The 15785-nt window shown below is 55.5% G+C and carries 9 protein-coding genes; 6 read left to right on the forward strand and 3 right to left on the reverse strand.

Annotated elements, in window-relative coordinates; genetic code table 11:
* Positions 1-33: 33 nt before the first annotated feature.
* The 3 genes from cydC to trxB form a co-directional block, all read right to left on the reverse strand.
* A complete protein-coding gene (cydC, locus tag HVX64_RS09030) occupies positions 34-1755 on the reverse strand; it encodes a cysteine/glutathione ABC transporter ATP-binding protein/permease CydC (protein ID WP_181825385.1) in 1722 nt (573 codons plus the stop codon).
* Complete coding sequence (gene cydD / locus HVX64_RS09035) at positions 1755-3521, reverse strand: cysteine/glutathione ABC transporter permease/ATP-binding protein CydD (RefSeq protein ID WP_090050621.1); 1767 nt, start codon at positions 3519-3521, stop codon at positions 1755-1757. Before cydD ends, cydC begins: the two co-directional genes overlap by 1 nt.
* A 114-nt stretch (positions 3522-3635) precedes the next feature.
* Complete coding sequence (trxB, locus tag HVX64_RS09040; protein WP_043001206.1) at positions 3636-4604, reverse strand: thioredoxin-disulfide reductase; 969 nt, start codon at positions 4602-4604, stop codon at positions 3636-3638.
* A gap of 546 nt (positions 4605-5150) precedes the next feature.
* Here trxB and lrp point away from each other — a divergent pair.
* The 6 genes from lrp (at position 5151) to dmsA (ending at position 15783) form a co-directional block, all read left to right on the forward strand.
* On the forward strand, positions 5151-5645 hold the full coding sequence (lrp, locus tag HVX64_RS09045) for a leucine-responsive transcriptional regulator Lrp (protein ID WP_000228469.1): 495 nt from the start codon (positions 5151-5153) through the stop codon (positions 5643-5645).
* Positions 5646-5779: 134 nt separating this feature from the next.
* Positions 5780-9646: a DNA translocase FtsK gene (ftsK, locus tag HVX64_RS09050; protein ID WP_044256346.1), complete on the forward strand. Its 3867-nt coding sequence runs from the start codon at positions 5780-5782 to the stop codon at positions 9644-9646.
* Positions 9647-9757: 111 nt separating this feature from the next.
* The gene (gene lolA, locus HVX64_RS09055; RefSeq protein ID WP_044256345.1) at positions 9758-10369 is read left to right on the forward strand and encodes an outer membrane lipoprotein chaperone LolA; all 612 of its coding nucleotides are present in this window, start codon (positions 9758-9760) and stop codon (positions 10367-10369) included.
* Between the two features lie 8 nt (positions 10370-10377).
* A complete protein-coding gene (gene rarA / locus HVX64_RS09060) occupies positions 10378-11721 on the forward strand; it encodes a replication-associated recombination protein RarA (RefSeq protein ID WP_043001204.1) in 1344 nt (447 codons plus the stop codon).
* A 92-nt stretch (positions 11722-11813) separates the two neighbouring features.
* The gene (gene serS, locus HVX64_RS09065) at positions 11814-13106 is read left to right on the forward strand and encodes a serine--tRNA ligase (RefSeq protein WP_043001203.1); all 1293 of its coding nucleotides are present in this window, start codon (positions 11814-11816) and stop codon (positions 13104-13106) included.
* Positions 13107-13338: 232 nt separating this feature from the next.
* Positions 13339-15783: a dimethylsulfoxide reductase subunit A gene (gene dmsA, locus HVX64_RS09070; protein WP_044256344.1), complete on the forward strand. Its 2445-nt coding sequence runs from the start codon at positions 13339-13341 to the stop codon at positions 15781-15783.
* Positions 15784-15785: the final 2 nt, after the last annotated feature.

The raw sequence follows: 15785 nt of genomic DNA on the forward strand, positions 1-15785 counted from the left end.
TCCAGTACGCGAGTCGGATCGTTCAATAATAGCTTACAGACCTTGCTTAAACTGGTAATAACGACCCTGCTGCGCTAACAGATCTGCGTGATTACCTTGCTCAATAATTTGGCCGTTGTCCATCACTATTATTTGATCAAAACGCGCGAGCCCGCGCAGGCGATGCGTCACCATCAGTAACGTTTTATCGCGCATCACCTCTGCCAGCAATTCAAGCATTTGGCTTTCGGTCGTCGCATCCAGGCCTTCCGTCGGTTCATCAAGCAGCATCAGCGGCGCATCGTGCAAAAGCGCACGGGCGATCGCCAGACGACGCAGTTCGCCACCGGATAGCTGACGACCGCCTTCGCCCAGCCAACTGTTGAGGCCAGCATCGTCCAGGAGTTTCTCCAGCCCGACGCGGCGCAGCGTGTCTGTCAGCTGGTCGTCACTGGCGTCAGGCGCCGCAAGCAGCAGGTTGTCGCGCAGGGTGGCGCTGAATAAGTGCACGCGCTGCGGCACAACGCTGATGGTCTTGCGCAGCGTCGCTTCATTCAGGGTTGCAATCGAACAACCATTGAGCAGGATCTCGCCCTGCTGCGGATCCCACGCGCGCGTGAGCAGTTGGAGTAATGTCGATTTACCGCACCCGGTGCGCCCAAGAATGGCGATATGCTCGCCTGGATTCACCTGCAGGGAGGGCGAATCCAGCGCCTTTTGCGCCTGTTCAGGGTAGCTGAATGAAACGTCACGCAGCGTCAGAGTGACCTGATCCGGGACGTCGGATACGTCAGTCGGGAAAGTGACTTCCGGCTTCTGTTCGGTCAGTTCGGTGATCCGCATGGCGGAGGCGATGACCTGTCCCAGATGCTGGAATGCGCCGGTAACCGGAGCCAGCGCTTCAAATGCTGCCAGCGCGCAAAAGACAAACAGGGCAATCAGCGCGCCAGGCTGAGCGTTATCCCCTACGCCGCCTGCCGCCATCCACAACATCAGCAAAATGGCAATGGCACCGATGAGCAACATCAGCGCCTGTGACAGTGCCGTCAGTTCAGACTGGCGGCGCTGCGCTTCGTGCCACTGTAACTCGGTGGCCTCCATCTGCGCGCGGTAGCGATCGCTGGCGCCGAAAATAGTCAGTTCAGCCTGCCCCTGTAACCATGAGGTCAACTGCTGGCGATACTGTCCGCGCAGGTGCGTCAGGTTTTGTCCGGTGGTTTTCCCGGCGCGATAAAACACCGGCGGCATAATAAACAGCGTCAGCAGCATCACGCCGCCGAGGGTGCAGGCGAGGGTGACATCCAGCACGCTCAGACCGATCGTCACAACCATAATCACCACGAAAGCTCCCACCAGGGGGGAGATGACGCGCAGGTAGAGGTGATCCAGCGTATCCACATCCGCCACAATGCGGTTCAACAGTTCACCCTGACGATAACGAGCCAGCCCGGCAGGGGAGAGCGGCAGCAGCTTGCTGAAGGTGTGAATACGTAAATGTTGCAGCACGCGGAAGGTGGCATCATGGCTGACCAGCCGCTCAAAATAGCGTCCGGCAGTCCGGGTAATAGCCGCACCGCGCACGCCTGCGGCAGGCAGCATATAGTTAAAACTGTAGATACCGGCAAAGCCCGCGACGGCTGACGCAGAGAGGAACCAGCCGGACAGCGTCAGCAGGCCAATGCTGGCGAGCAGGGTGATGATCGCCAGCACGATGCCCAGCGTTAACATCCATTTGTGACGTTTATAGAGCGTCAGATAAGGCAGTAGCGCGCGCATTAGATTTCCTCCTGACGATGGGCCAACAGCGTCGCAAATGCGCCATTGGCGGTACTCAGTTCGGCCCAGGAGCCCTGTTCGATAATCTGTCCGTCCTGCATCACCCAAATCGTGTCCCAGTCAGCCAGATCTTCAAGCTGGTGCGTGACCATCAGCGTTGTCTGGCGTTTTGAGGCGGCTTTCAGCGCCTGCATGACCCGCTGTTCGCTATGGGCATCCAGGCTGGCAGCCGGCTCATCCAGCAGCAGCAACTTACAGGGATTAAGGAGCGCACGGGCTACTGCCACGCGTTGCGCCTGACCAACGGACAGACGTCCGGCCTGATCGCCAACGGGCGTATCCACGCCCTGTGGTAACAGCGGCAGGAATTCACTGACCCAGGCGCTGTCGAGCGCGGCACGCAACTCTTGCTCACTGGCATTCGGGCGAGCCAGAAGAACGTTTTCCCGTATCGTCGCCGCGGGCAACTGCGGGTTTTGCCCCACCCAGGAGAGATGCTTACGCCAGGACTCTGGCGACAAATCGCGAAGTTCAACCCCGTTAATGCGCAGCGATCCCTGATAAGAGAGGAAGCCGGAAAGCGCATTCAGCAGAGAACTCTTACCCGAACCGCTGCGACCGACCAGCACGACACGCTGCCCGGCAGCGAGGGAGAAGTTCAGTGGTCCCGCCAGGGTCTTACCTTCTGGCGATGTAATGATGAGATCGACGGCGTCAATGGAAACAGGTTCTTGCGTGGATAGTTCCACATCACCTTGTTCAGGATGGGCGAGCGGCGTTTCCATAAAAGTCTTCAGGCTGTCTGCCGCGCCAACCGCCTGTGCTTTAGCGTGATAAAACGTCCCCAAATCGCGCAGCGGCTGGAAAAACTCAGGGGCCAGAATAAGAGCGAGGAAGCCTGCTGCCAGCGTGACGCCCGTGCCGTAGTGGCCGAAATTAAGTTCGCCGAGGTAGGAAAAACCAAAGTAAACCGCGACCAGCGCAATGGAAAGCGAGGTAAAAAACTCCAGTACGCCCGAGGATAAAAAGGCAAGGCGCAGGACTTCCATCGTGCGCTGGCGGAAATCTTGCGAGGCGACGCGAATGCTTTCGGTTTCAGCTTCACCACGGCCAAAAATGCGCAGGGTCTCCATTCCGCGTAAGCGATCGAGGAAATGTCCGCTCAGACGCGCCAGGGCGAGGAAATTACGCCGGTTAGCATCAGCAGCGCCCATACCGACCATCGCCATGAACAGAGGGATCAGCGGCGCGGTGCCGAGAAGGATCAACGCGGCGGCCCAGTTTGACGGAAAAATAGCCGCGACAATCAGGATGGGCACACACACCGCCAGCGCCATCTGCGGCAGATAACGAGCGTAGTAGTCGTGCATATCGTCAATCTGTTCCAGCACCAGCGTGGCCCAGCTTCCTGCGGGTTTTCCCTGGATCCACGCCGGACCGGCCTGTTGCAGGCGGTCGAGCACCTGGCGGCGGATCTCAAACCGGATGTGTTGGCCCGCATGGAATCCGACGCGTTCGCGTAACCAGACGACCCAGGCACGGAGGATAAAGATCAGCACCAGCACGACAAATGGCAACAGCAACGCCTCGCGCGGGATATTCTCCATGATCATATGTTGCAGAATGCGAGCCATGATCCAGGCCTGAGCGACAATCAGTACTCCACTCACAAACCCCAGCAGACGGGAAATCATAAGCCAGCGTTGGGAAATGACACTTTGCTGTTTTAACCAGCGGGTTAGCTCTTGTTGACGAGTTTTATTCATTGCGCGCTTTGCAGGTGAGTTATCAGAATTTTTTGCCAGGGCAATGTTACAACGGGGCAAAAATAAAGGCGACCTATAGTCGCCTTATTTACTTTTGTTGCTGATTTGTAAAAACTATTTGCACGCGTCGGCTAAACCGTCGAGGTAGCGTTCAGCATCCAGCGCAGCCATACAACCGGTGCCTGCGGAGGTGATAGCCTGACGGTAAATGTGGTCCATCACGTCGCCCGCAGCAAAGACGCCCGGGATGCTGGTCTGGGTCGCGTTACCGTGACTCCCGGACTGCACTTTAATGTAGCCGTTTTCCAGCTCAAGCTGTCCTTCGAAAATCGCCGTGTTCGGGCTGTGGCCGATGGCAACAAACAGCCCTGCGACATCCAGCGACTCAATGTTGTCCGCATTCTGCGTATCACGCAGGCGCAGACCCGTGACGCCCATCTGATCGCCAGTCACTTCTTCCAGCGTGCGGTGGGTGTGCAACACGATGTTGCCGTTCTCCACTTTGTCCATCAGACGCTTAATCAGAATTTTTTCCGCGCGGAAGCCGTCACGACGGTGAATCAGGTGAACTTCAGAGGCGATGTTTGCCAGATACAGCGCTTCTTCGACGGCTGTGTTACCGCCACCGATAACCGCGACTTTCTGGTTACGATAGAAAAAACCGTCGCAGGTAGCGCAGGCAGAAACGCCACGGCCTTTGAATGCCTCTTCTGACGGCAGACCGAGATAACGAGCGGACGCACCGGTAGCGATGATTAGCGCATCACAGGTGTACTCTGCACTGTCACCGATCAGACGGAACGGACGGTTTTGCAGGTCCACTTTATTGATGTGATCGAAGATGATCTCGGTTTCAAACTTAGTCGCATGCTCGTGCATACGTTCCATCAGCAGTGGTCCGGTCAGATCATTCGGATCGCCCGGCCAGTTTTCCACTTCTGTGGTGGTGGTCAGTTGACCGCCTTTTTCCATACCGGTAATCAGTACTGGCTGCAGGTTTGCGCGCGCAGCATAGACCGCTGCGGTATATCCCGCCGGGCCGGAACCCAGGATAAGCAGTTTACTGTGTTTGGTCGTGCCCATGAGATCCTCATTGTTGTTGGCAGGCAATGGGCTGGATTGTAGGGAATTTGACGGCGTAAAAAAAGGGTATAGCGATTATGTTAACAATTTGTGGAATAGACGAGGCCAATGAGTGAACAAATCTGCCGTCACGCCATAATGAATTCTACTTAAAATCCCTCAGTTATAAGGTGATAAAATGATGAATCATCTTAACGCCTAATGAATAACTGGCATGTTGTACTAAAAATCGATGTTTTGCTTTGACAATCACCTGCTGTTTTGCGAAAACATTCGAGGAAGAAAAAAACAGTGTTGTGTGTGTGCCGCATAATCATGCATATAAATACCATGTTTACCGGGCTAGCGAAATCTACGCATGGTGTGGACAGACGCCATTCGTGATGTCGATAGCTGCCGTCAGGCAACGGTCTTCTCACTATAGACCCAGGCATTGCGCGCCGCTAATCCTCTTGGGTTCGGTCTATTGTGATGGGCATCGACTCTCGACAATGATGTTTGATGAGTCAGGCAGGAGTAGGGAAGGAATACAGAGAGACAATAATAATGGTAGATAGCAAGAAGCGCCCTGGCAAAGATCTCGACCGTATTGATCGTAACATTCTTAATGAGCTGCAAAAGGATGGGCGTATTTCTAACGTCGAGCTTTCTAAACGAGTGGGACTTTCCCCGACGCCCTGCCTTGAGCGTGTGCGTCGTCTGGAAAGACAGGGTTTCATTCAGGGCTATACAGCGCTGTTAAACCCGCATTATCTGGATGCATCACTTCTGGTATTTGTTGAGATTACTCTGAATCGTGGCGCTCCGGATGTGTTTGAACAATTCAACGCCGCAGTACAAAAACTTGAAGAAATTCAAGAGTGTCATTTGGTGTCTGGCGATTTCGACTACCTGTTGAAAACACGTGTGCCGGACATGTCAGCCTACCGTAAGCTGCTGGGGGAAACCCTGCTGCGTCTGCCTGGCGTCAATGACACCCGTACTTACGTGGTAATGGAAGAAGTCAAACAGAGTAATCGTCTGGTTATTAAGACGCGCTAATACGGAACAGGTGCAAAATCGGCGTATTTTGATTACACTCCTGTTAATCCATACAGCAACAGTGCCGGGGTAACCCGGTGCTGTTGTCCGTTTTAGCATCGGGCAGGAAAAGCCCGAAACCTGGAGAGCCTTTTTTGAGCCAGGAATACACTGAAGACAAAGAAGTCACATTGACAAAGTTAAGCAGCGGGCGCCGACTTCTGGAGGCGTTGCTGATTCTTATTGCCCTTTTTGCTGTCTGGCTGATGGCAGCCTTACTGAGCTTTAATCCTTCTGATCCCAGTTGGTCGCAAACTGCCTGGCATGAGCCTATCCATAATTTGGGCGGGGCGCCGGGGGCATGGCTGGCGGATACCCTGTTCTTTATCTTTGGGATAATGGCGTACACCATTCCTGTCATCATTGTGGGCGGCTGCTGGTTTGCCTGGCGTCACCAGGCGACCGATGACTATATCGACTATTTTGCCGTCTCGCTGCGCATCATTGGCGTGCTGGCGCTTATCCTTACCTCCTGTGGTCTGGCCGCTATTAATGCCGATGACATCTGGTACTTCGCCTCCGGCGGGGTGATTGGCAGTCTGTTGAGTACCACGCTACAACCGCTGCTGCACAGCAGTGGTGGCACCATTACGCTTCTGTGCGTGTGGGCGGCAGGGCTGACGCTCTTTACCGGCTGGTCCTGGGTTAGCATCGCCGAAAAACTTGGCGGCTGGCTGCTCAATATTCTGACCTTTGCCAGCAACCGTACCCGTCGTGATGATACCTGGGTAGAAGACGACGAATACGAAGACGATGAAGAGTATGAAGATGAAGTCGAGGGCGGGAAACGTGAATCCCGTCGGGCGCGTATTCTTCGCGGTGCGCTGGCGCGCCGTAAACGTCTGGCTGAAAAATTTATCAATCCGCATGGCCGTCAGACGGATGCGGCGCTCTTCTCCGGCAGACGCATGGATGATGACGATGAGATAGCCTACAGCGCGCGCGGCGTCGCGGCCGATCCTGGCGATGTGCTGTTCTCCGGGCATCGTGCGACACAGCCGGAATATGATGAATACGATCCGCTGTTAAACGGTCATTCGGTGACCGAACCCGTCGCCGCTGCGGCGGCAGCAACGGCTGCGACTCAGGCCTGGGCTGCGCCGGTCGATCCGATTATGCAAACGCCGCCCGTACCAGGCGCAGAAACCGTTCCTGTACAACCTGCGGTTGCATGGCAACCCGTACCAGGCCCGCAAACCGGCGAGCCGGTGATTGCTCCTGCGCCGGAAGGCTATCCGCCGCACAACCCGTACGCGCAGCCGCAACAGGCGCAGTATGAGACATGGCAACAGCCTGTTCCGACTGAACCGCAAAATGCTGCGTCTGTGGCTCCTGAAGCTGGTTATCCGCAGCCAGGCGTACCGCAACAACCGTGGCAGCAACCGCAAGCTACGGTAGAGCAACCCTGGCAGCCCGAGCCGGTTTATCAACCCGAGCCTGTACAGCAGCCGGTTTATCATCAGCCAGCGTATCAGCCGGAGCCTTTATCGCCACAGGAACCTGTGGTTCCGCAGGCTCCGATTACTGAGCCTGAGCCGGTAGTCGAAGAGACAAAACCTGCGCGCCCGCCGCTGTACTACTTTGAAGAAGTGGAAGAGAAGCGTGCGCGTGAACGTGAGCAACTGGCCGCGTGGTATCAGCCGATTCCTGAACCTGTTAACACGCCGGAACCGGTGGTTCCTGCACCGTCAACTGCGCCTTCTATACCGCCTGTTGACACCGCTGCGACCATTGCGCCGATCGCTGCAAGCGTGAAGGATGCGACCTTATCAGCCGGTGCGACTGCGGCAGCTGCAGCGCCAGTCTTCAGCCTCGCGAACGGCGGAGCGCCGCGTCCGCAGGTGAAAGAAGGGATTGGCCCGCAACTGCCTCGTCCCAATCGCGTACGTGTACCGACACGCCGTGAGCTGGCATCGTATGGTATTAAATTGCCTTCTCAGCGTATGGCTGAGGAGAGAGCGCGTGAAGCCGGTCAACACGATCCGCAGTATAGCGATGATGAAATCGACGCCATGCAACAGGACGAACTGGCTCGTCAGTTTGCTCAGTCACAGCAAAGTCGTTATGGCGACGAGTATCAGCATGAGGCGACGCAGGCCGACGATGAAGATGCCGCTGCGGAAGCTGAACTGGCGCGCCAGTTTGCCTCTTCACAGCAACAGCGCTACGCCGGTGAGCAACCTGCCGGAGCGAATCCATTCTCGCTGGATGATTTTGAGTTTTCACCCATGAAAACGCTGGTCGATAACGGCCCGCATGAGCCGCTGTTTACACCGGGCGTAATGCCGGAGTCTGCGCCTGTTCAGCCACCCACAACGCCGCAGTATCAGCAGCCGCAACAGCCGGTAGCGCCGCAGCCACAGTATCAGCAACCGCATCAGCCGATAGTGACGCAGCAACCTGCTGCACCTCAGCCGCAGGAAAGCCTGATTCACCCGCTGCTGATGCGCAATGGTGACAGCCGTCCGCTGCAGAAACCGACGACGCCACTGCCTTCACTGGATCTGCTGACGCAGCCACCGAGTGAAGTGGAGCCGGTTGATACCTTCGCGCTGGAACAAATGGCGCGCCTGGTTGAAGCTCGCCTGGCTGATTTCCGCATCAAGGCCGATGTGGTGAATTACTCGCCAGGTCCGGTGATCACCCGTTTTGAACTGAATCTGGCGCCGGGTGTGAAAGCGGCGCGTATTTCCAACCTTTCTCGTGACCTGGCGCGTTCGTTGTCGACTGTCGCGGTGCGCGTGGTGGAAGTGATTCCGGGTAAACCATACGTAGGCCTGGAATTGCCGAACAAAAAACGGCAGACCGTTTACCTGCGTGAAGTGCTGGATAACGCGAAGTTCCGTGAAAACCCGTCGCCGCTGACCGTCGTGTTGGGTAAAGATATTGCCGGCGATCCGGTGGTAGCCGATCTGGCGAAAATGCCGCACCTGCTGGTGGCGGGAACAACCGGTTCGGGTAAATCGGTTGGGGTGAACGCCATGATCCTCAGCATGCTTTACAAGGCGCAGCCGGAAGACGTTCGTTTCATCATGATCGACCCGAAAATGCTGGAGCTGTCGGTTTACGAAGGCATTCCGCATCTGCTGACGGAAGTCGTCACGGATATGAAAGACGCCGCCAACGCCCTGCGCTGGAGCGTTAACGAGATGGAACGCCGTTACAAGCTGATGTCTGCGCTGGGCGTGCGTAATCTTGCGGGTTACAACGAGAAGATAGCCGAAGCCGCGCGGATGGGACGTCCAATTCCGGACCCGTACTGGAAACCGGGCGACAGTATGGATGCGCAGCATCCGGTACTGGAAAAACTGCCGTATATCGTTGTGCTGGTTGACGAATTTGCCGACCTGATGATGACCGTCGGTAAGAAAGTTGAAGAGCTGATTGCCCGACTGGCGCAAAAAGCCCGTGCGGCCGGGATCCACCTGGTGCTGGCGACACAGCGTCCATCGGTTGATGTCATTACCGGTCTTATTAAAGCTAACATACCGACACGTATTGCCTTCACCGTGTCCAGTAAGATTGACTCGCGTACTATCCTCGATCAGGGCGGTGCAGAATCGCTGCTGGGGATGGGGGATATGCTTTACTCCGGGCCAAACTCCACCATGCCGGTGCGTGTTCACGGCGCATTTGTCCGTGACCAGGAAGTGCATGCGGTGGTGCAGGACTGGAAGGCGCGTGGGCGTCCGCAGTATGTGGATGGCATCACCTCCGACAGCGAAAGCGAAGGCGGCGGTGGTGGCTTTGACGGTAGCGAAGAGCTGGATCCGTTATTCGATCAGGCTGTCAACTTTGTGACAGAGAAACGTAAAGCGTCCATCTCCGGCGTACAGCGCCAGTTCCGTATTGGCTACAACCGTGCGGCGCGCATTATCGAACAGATGGAAGCGCAGGGAATCGTCAGCGAACAAGGCCATAACGGCAATCGTGAAGTGCTGGCGCCACCACCGTTTGACTAAGTGCAAAGTTACGTAATTCAGTATTGTCTTCTTTCCTCACGCTGATTTTTGGCCTGGAATGGATAGCAGAGGGATCTCCCGGTCGGGAGTGACGTATTTTGAGGAATAACAATGAAAAAAATCGCAATCACCTGTGCATTACTCTCAGGATTCGTGGTAAGCAGCGTTTGGGCGGATGCCGCCAGCGATCTGAAAAGTCGTCTGGATAAAGTAAGCAGCTTCCACGCCAGCTTCACACAGAAAGTGACTGATGGCAGCGGCGCTGCTGTTCAGGAAGGTCAGGGTGATTTGTGGGTGAAGCGTCCGAACCTGTTTAACTGGCACATGACGCAGCCTGATGAAAGCATTCTGGTTTCTGATGGGAAAACGCTGTGGTTCTTCAACCCGTTTGTTGAGCAGGCCACCGCGACCTGGCTGAAAGACGCCACCGGCAACACGCCGTTTATGCTGATTGCCCGCAACCAGTCCAGCGACTGGCAACAGTACAATATCAAGCAGAACGGTGACGACTTCGTCCTGACGCCGAAAACCAGCAACGGTAACCTGAAACAGTTCACCATCAATGTGGGCCGTGACGGGACTATTCATCAGTTCAGCGCCGTGGAGCAGGATGACCAGCGCAGCAGCTATCAGCTGAAATCACAGCAGAATGGCGCCGTTGACGCATCGAAGTTCACCTTTACTCCACCGCAAGGCGTAACGGTAGACGACCAACGTAAGTAGAGGCCTGCGTGAGCAACCTGTCGCTCGATTTTTCTGATAATACCTTTCAGCCACTGGCAGCGCGGATGCGGCCAGAAAATTTAGCGCAGTATATTGGTCAGCAGCACCTGCTGGCTGCGGGTAAACCGTTGCCGCGTGCGATTGAAGCCGGACATCTGCACTCCATGATCTTGTGGGGACCGCCGGGAACCGGGAAAACGACACTCGCTGAAGTGATTGCCCGCTACGCCGATGCCGACGTTGAGCGGATATCGGCGGTCACCTCCGGCGTGAAAGAGATCCGCGAAGCCATCGAACGCGCCCGTCAGAATCGTCATGCCGGGCGTCGCACTATTCTGTTTGTTGACGAAGTTCATCGCTTTAATAAAAGCCAACAGGATGCGTTCTTACCGCATATTGAAGACGGCACGATCACCTTTATCGGGGCAACCACCGAAAACCCGTCGTTTGAACTGAATTCCGCGCTGTTGTCGCGGGCGCGCGTCTATTTGCTCAAATCGCTGACCACGGAAGATATCGAACAGGTTCTCCGTCAGGCGATGGAAGACAAGGCGCGGGGCTATGGTGGCCAGGATATCGTTCTGCCGGATGATACCCGCAAAGCCATCGCGGAACTGGTCAATGGTGATGCGCGCCGCGCATTGAACACCCTGGAAATGATGGCTGATATGGCCGAAGTGGATGATAGCGGCAAGCGAGTACTGCTTCCCGCATTGTTGACCGAAATCGCCGGTGAGCGCAGCGCGCGTTTTGATAACAAAGGCGACCGCTTCTACGATCTCATTTCCGCATTGCATAAATCAGTTCGCGGCAGCGCGCCGGATGCGGCACTTTACTGGTATGCGCGAATCATTACGGCAGGGGGGGATCCGCTGTATGTCGCGCGCCGTTGCCTGGCGATTGCTTCCGAAGATGTGGGCAATGCCGATCCGCGTGCGATGCAGGTGGCGATTTCCGCCTGGGACTGCTTCACGCGTGTGGGGCCTGCTGAAGGCGAGCGCGCCATCGCCCAGGCGATTGTTTATCTGGCCTGTGCACCGAAAAGCAATGCGGTGTATACCGCCTTTAAAGCGGCGCTCTCCGATGCCCGCGAACGTCCTGACTATGACGTACCTGTTCATCTGCGCAATGCGCCGACGAAGTTGATGAAAGAGATGGGTTACGGCCAGGAATATCGTTATGCACATGACGAACCGAATGCTTATGCCGCGGGCGAGGAATATTTCCCGCCGGAGATGGCACAAACACGCTATTATCACCCCACAAACAGAGGTCTTGAGGGCAAGATTGGCGAAAAGCTCGCCTGGCTCGCCGGACAGGATCAAAATAGCCCTATAAAACGCTACCGTTAGCGCAGGCGTTGCGGTAATGTTGGCACTGTATCCCTGTGACCGCAGGCTGTGGTCACATTTTCCCATTTCAATTCGATAAGCACAGGATAAGCATGCTCGATCCCAATCTGCTGCGTAATGAGCCAGACGCAGTCGCTGAAAAACTGGCACGCCGGGGCTTTAAGCTGGATGTAGATAAGCTGCGCGCTCTTGAAGAGCGTCGTAAAGTTTTGCAGGTCAATACTGAAAACCTGCAGGCAGAGCGTAACTCTCGATCGAAATCCATCGGCCAGGCGAAAGCGCGCGGGGAAGATATCGAGCCTTTACGTCTGGAAGTGAACAAACTGGGCGAAGAGCTGGATGCCGCAAAAGCGGAGCTGGATGTTTTACAGGCTGAGATCCGCGATATCGCGCTGGCCATTCCTAACCTGCCTGCAGACGAAGTGCCGGTCGGTAAAGACGAGAACGATAACGTTGAAGTCAGCCGCTGGGGTACCCCGCGCGAGTTCGACTTTGAGGTTCGCGATCACGTCACGCTGGGCGAAATGCATTCCGGTCTGGATTTCGCTGCTGCCGTTAAGCTGACGGGTTCCCGCTTCGTGGTGATGAAAGGGCAGATTGCCCGTATGCACCGTGCGCTCTCGCAATTTATGCTCGATCTGCATACCGAACAGCATGGCTACAGCGAAAACTATGTGCCGTATCTGGTCAACCATGACACCCTGTACGGCACGGGGCAGTTGCCGAAATTTGCTGGCGATCTGTTCCACACGCGTCCGCTGGAAGAAGAGGCTGACAGCAGCAACTACGCGTTGATCCCGACGGCAGAAGTGCCGCTGACCAACCTGGTGCGTGATGAGATCATCGACGAAGACCAACTGCCGATCAAAATGACGGCGCACACACCGTGCTTCCGCTCTGAAGCGGGTTCCTACGGTCGTGATACTCGTGGCCTGATCCGTATGCACCAGTTCGACAAAGTTGAAATGGTACAGATCGTCCGCCCGGAAGATTCAATGGCAGCGCTGGAAGAGATGACCGGTCATGCGGAAAAAGTGCTGCAACTGCTGGGTCTGCCCTATCGCAAAATCATTCTTTGCACCGGCGACATGGGCTTTGGCGCATGCAAAACCTACGATCTGGAAGTGTGGGTACCGGCGCAGAATACCTACCGCGAGATTTCATCCTGCTCTAACGTCTGGGATTTCCAGGCGCGCCGTATGCAGGCTCGCTGCCGCAGCAAGTCCGACAAAAAGACCCGTCTGGTGCATACTCTGAACGGTTCTGGTCTGGCGGTTGGTCGTACGCTGGTGGCGGTGATGGAAAACTACCAGCAGGCTGATGGCCGTATCGAAGTGCCGGAAGTGTTGCGTCCGTACATGAACGGACTGGAATATATCGGTTAATCCTCGCTTCACTCTTTCTAAAAAGCGCCTTTGGGCGCTTTTTTTATGCCTGTTTGACGCCGGACAATAATCATTACCCCCTTAGGGGTAATATTACTTTCGAATGAAATTCAGCATGTTGCACTGTTATCCTGTAAATACGTTGTATGTAGAACTATATAACGTTGCTTAACTACTCAAATAATAATATCAATTTCTGTTTTTTTACTGTAAGCAAGCAGAGTGAGCCTTTATGAAAACGAAGATCCCTGATGCCGTGATGGCAGCGGAGGTGAGTCGTCGCGGTTTGGTCAAAACGACGGCGATTGGCGGACTGGCGATGGCCAGCAGCGCGTTTACCCTGCCATTTACCCGTATCGCTAATGCTGCCGAAGCCCTGAGTCCGGCACAAGCCAGCGAAAAAGTCGTCTGGAGCGCCTGTACCGTAAACTGCGGGAGTCGTTGCCCGTTGCGCATGCATGTTGTGGATGGCGAAATCAAATACGTTGAAACCGACAACACCGGTGATGACAACTACGACGGTTTGCATCAGGTGCGTGCCTGTCTGCGTGGACGTTCCATGCGTCGTCGCGTCTATAACCCGGATCGTCTGAAATACCCGATGAAACGCGTCGGTAAACGCGGAGAAGGCAAATTCGAGCGCATCACCTGGGATGAGGCTTACGACATCATCGCCAGCAACATGCAGCGTCTGATTAAAGACTACGGTAACGAGTCTATCTATCTGAACTACGGCACCGGTACGCTGGGCGGTACGATGACCCGTTCCTGGCCGCCGGGAAATACCCTGGTGGCGCGTTTGATGAACTGCTGCGGCGGTTATTTGAACCACTACGGCGACTACTCTTCCGCACAAATCGCGGCGGGTCTGAACTACACCTATGGCGGTTGGGCGGATGGTAACAGCCCATCGGACATCGAAAACAGTAAGCTGGTAGTGCTGTTCGGTAACAACCCTGGCGAAACCCGTATGAGCGGCGGTGGGGTGACCTACTATCTGGAACAGGCGCGACAGAAATCGAATGCCCGGATGATTATTATCGATCCGCGCTATACCGATACCGGGGCCGGTCGTGAAGATGAATGGATCCCGATTCGTCCGGGTACCGATGCGGCGCTGGTGAATGCGCTGGCTTATGTGCTGATTACTGAGAATATGGTCGATCAGCCGTTCCTCGATAAGTACTGTGTGGGCTACGACGAGAAAACGTTGCCAGCCAGCGCGCCGAAGAATGGCCACTATAAGGCTTATATTCTCGGGCAGGGGACTGACGGTACGCCAAAAACGCCTGAGTGGGCAGCGCAAATTACCGGCATTCCGGCAGACCGTATTATCAAACTGGCGCGAGAAATCGGCAGCGCAAAACCAGCCTATATCAGCCAGGGATGGGGACCGCAGCGCCATGCGAACGGTGAAATCGCCACCCGTGCCATTTCAATGTTGGCCATTTTAACCGGTAACGTCGGGATCAACGGCGGCAACAGCGGTGCACGTGAAGGCTCTTACGGTCTGCCATTTGTACGGATGCCAACGCTGGAAAACCCGGTAGAAACCAGTATCTCGATGTTTATGTGGACCGACGCGATTGAACGTGGTCCGGAAATGACTGCGCTGCGTGATGGCGTGCGCGGCAAAGATAAACTCGACGTGCCGATTAAGATGATCTGGAACTACGCCGGTAACTGTCTTATCAACCAGCACTCAGAGATCAACCGCACGCACGACATCCTGCAGGATGACAAGAAGTGCGAAATGATTGTCGTCATCGACTGCCACATGACGTCGTCAGCGAAGTATGCCGATATCCTGCTGCCGGACTGCACGGCTTCTGAACAGATGGACTTCGCGCTGGATGCTTCCTGCGGGAATATGTCTTATGTGATTTTCGCCGATCAGGCCATTAAGCCGCGTTTTGAATGCAAAACCATCTATGAAATGACCAGCGAGCTGGCGAAGCGTCTGGGTGTCGAGCAGCAGTTTACCGAAGGACGCACTCAGGAAGAATGGATGCGTCATCTGTACGAACAGTCGCGTAAAGCTATTCCGGCGCTGCCGACCTTTGAGGAATTCCGTAAGCAGGGTCTGTTCAAGCAGCGCGATCCGGAAGGACATCACGTGGCCTATAAGGCGTTCCGTGACGATCCGCAGGCCAATCCGTTGACCACGCCGTCAGGTAAAATCGAGATCTACTCGCAGGAACTGGCTAAGATTGCCGCCACCTGGGAACTACCGGAAGGTGATGTCATCGATCCATTGCCGATCTACACGCCAGGTTTTGAGAACTACAACGATCCGTTGACCAAAGATTATCCATTGCAGCTCACGGGCTTCCACTATAAATCTCGCGTTCACTCCACCTATGGCAACGTAGATGTCCTGAAGGCGTCGTGCCGCCAGGAGATGTGGATCAACCCGCTGGACGCGCAAAAACGCGGTATCCGTAATGGCGACAAGGTCCGCATCTTCAATGGTCGCGGAGAGCTACATATTGAGGCGAAAGTGACGCCGCGGATGATGCCGGGTGTGGTTGCGCTAGGGGAAGGGGCCTGGTATGACCCGGATGCCAAACGCATTGACCAGGGGGGCTGTATCAATGTATTGACCACCCAGCGCCCGTCTCCTCTGGCGAAGGGGAACCCGTCACATACGAACCTTGTTCAGGTTGAGAAGGTGTAAGG

Origin of the sequence: Citrobacter sp. RHB20-C16, assembly GCF_013890155.1 — a bacterium.
Taxonomy (GTDB): domain Bacteria; phylum Pseudomonadota; class Gammaproteobacteria; order Enterobacterales; family Enterobacteriaceae; genus Citrobacter_A; species Citrobacter_A amalonaticus.

Excerpts from the sequence above, each read along its gene's own strand:
- trxB (WP_043001206.1), bottom strand. The coding sequence starts at position 4,604 with ATGGGCACGACCAAACACAGTAAACTGCTTATCCTGGGTTCCGGCCCG.
- lrp (WP_000228469.1), top strand. The coding sequence starts at position 5,151 with ATGGTAGATAGCAAGAAGCGCCCTGGCAAAGATCTCGACCGTATTGAT.
- lolA (WP_044256345.1), top strand. The coding sequence starts at position 9,758 with ATGAAAAAAATCGCAATCACCTGTGCATTACTCTCAGGATTCGTGGTA.
- cydC (WP_181825385.1), bottom strand. The coding sequence starts at position 1,755 with ATGCGCGCGCTACTGCCTTATCTGACGCTCTATAAACGTCACAAATGG.
- cydD (WP_090050621.1), bottom strand. The coding sequence starts at position 3,521 with ATGAATAAAACTCGTCAACAAGAGCTAACCCGCTGGTTAAAACAGCAA.
- serS (WP_043001203.1), top strand. The coding sequence starts at position 11,814 with ATGCTCGATCCCAATCTGCTGCGTAATGAGCCAGACGCAGTCGCTGAA.
- dmsA (WP_044256344.1), top strand. The coding sequence starts at position 13,339 with ATGAAAACGAAGATCCCTGATGCCGTGATGGCAGCGGAGGTGAGTCGT.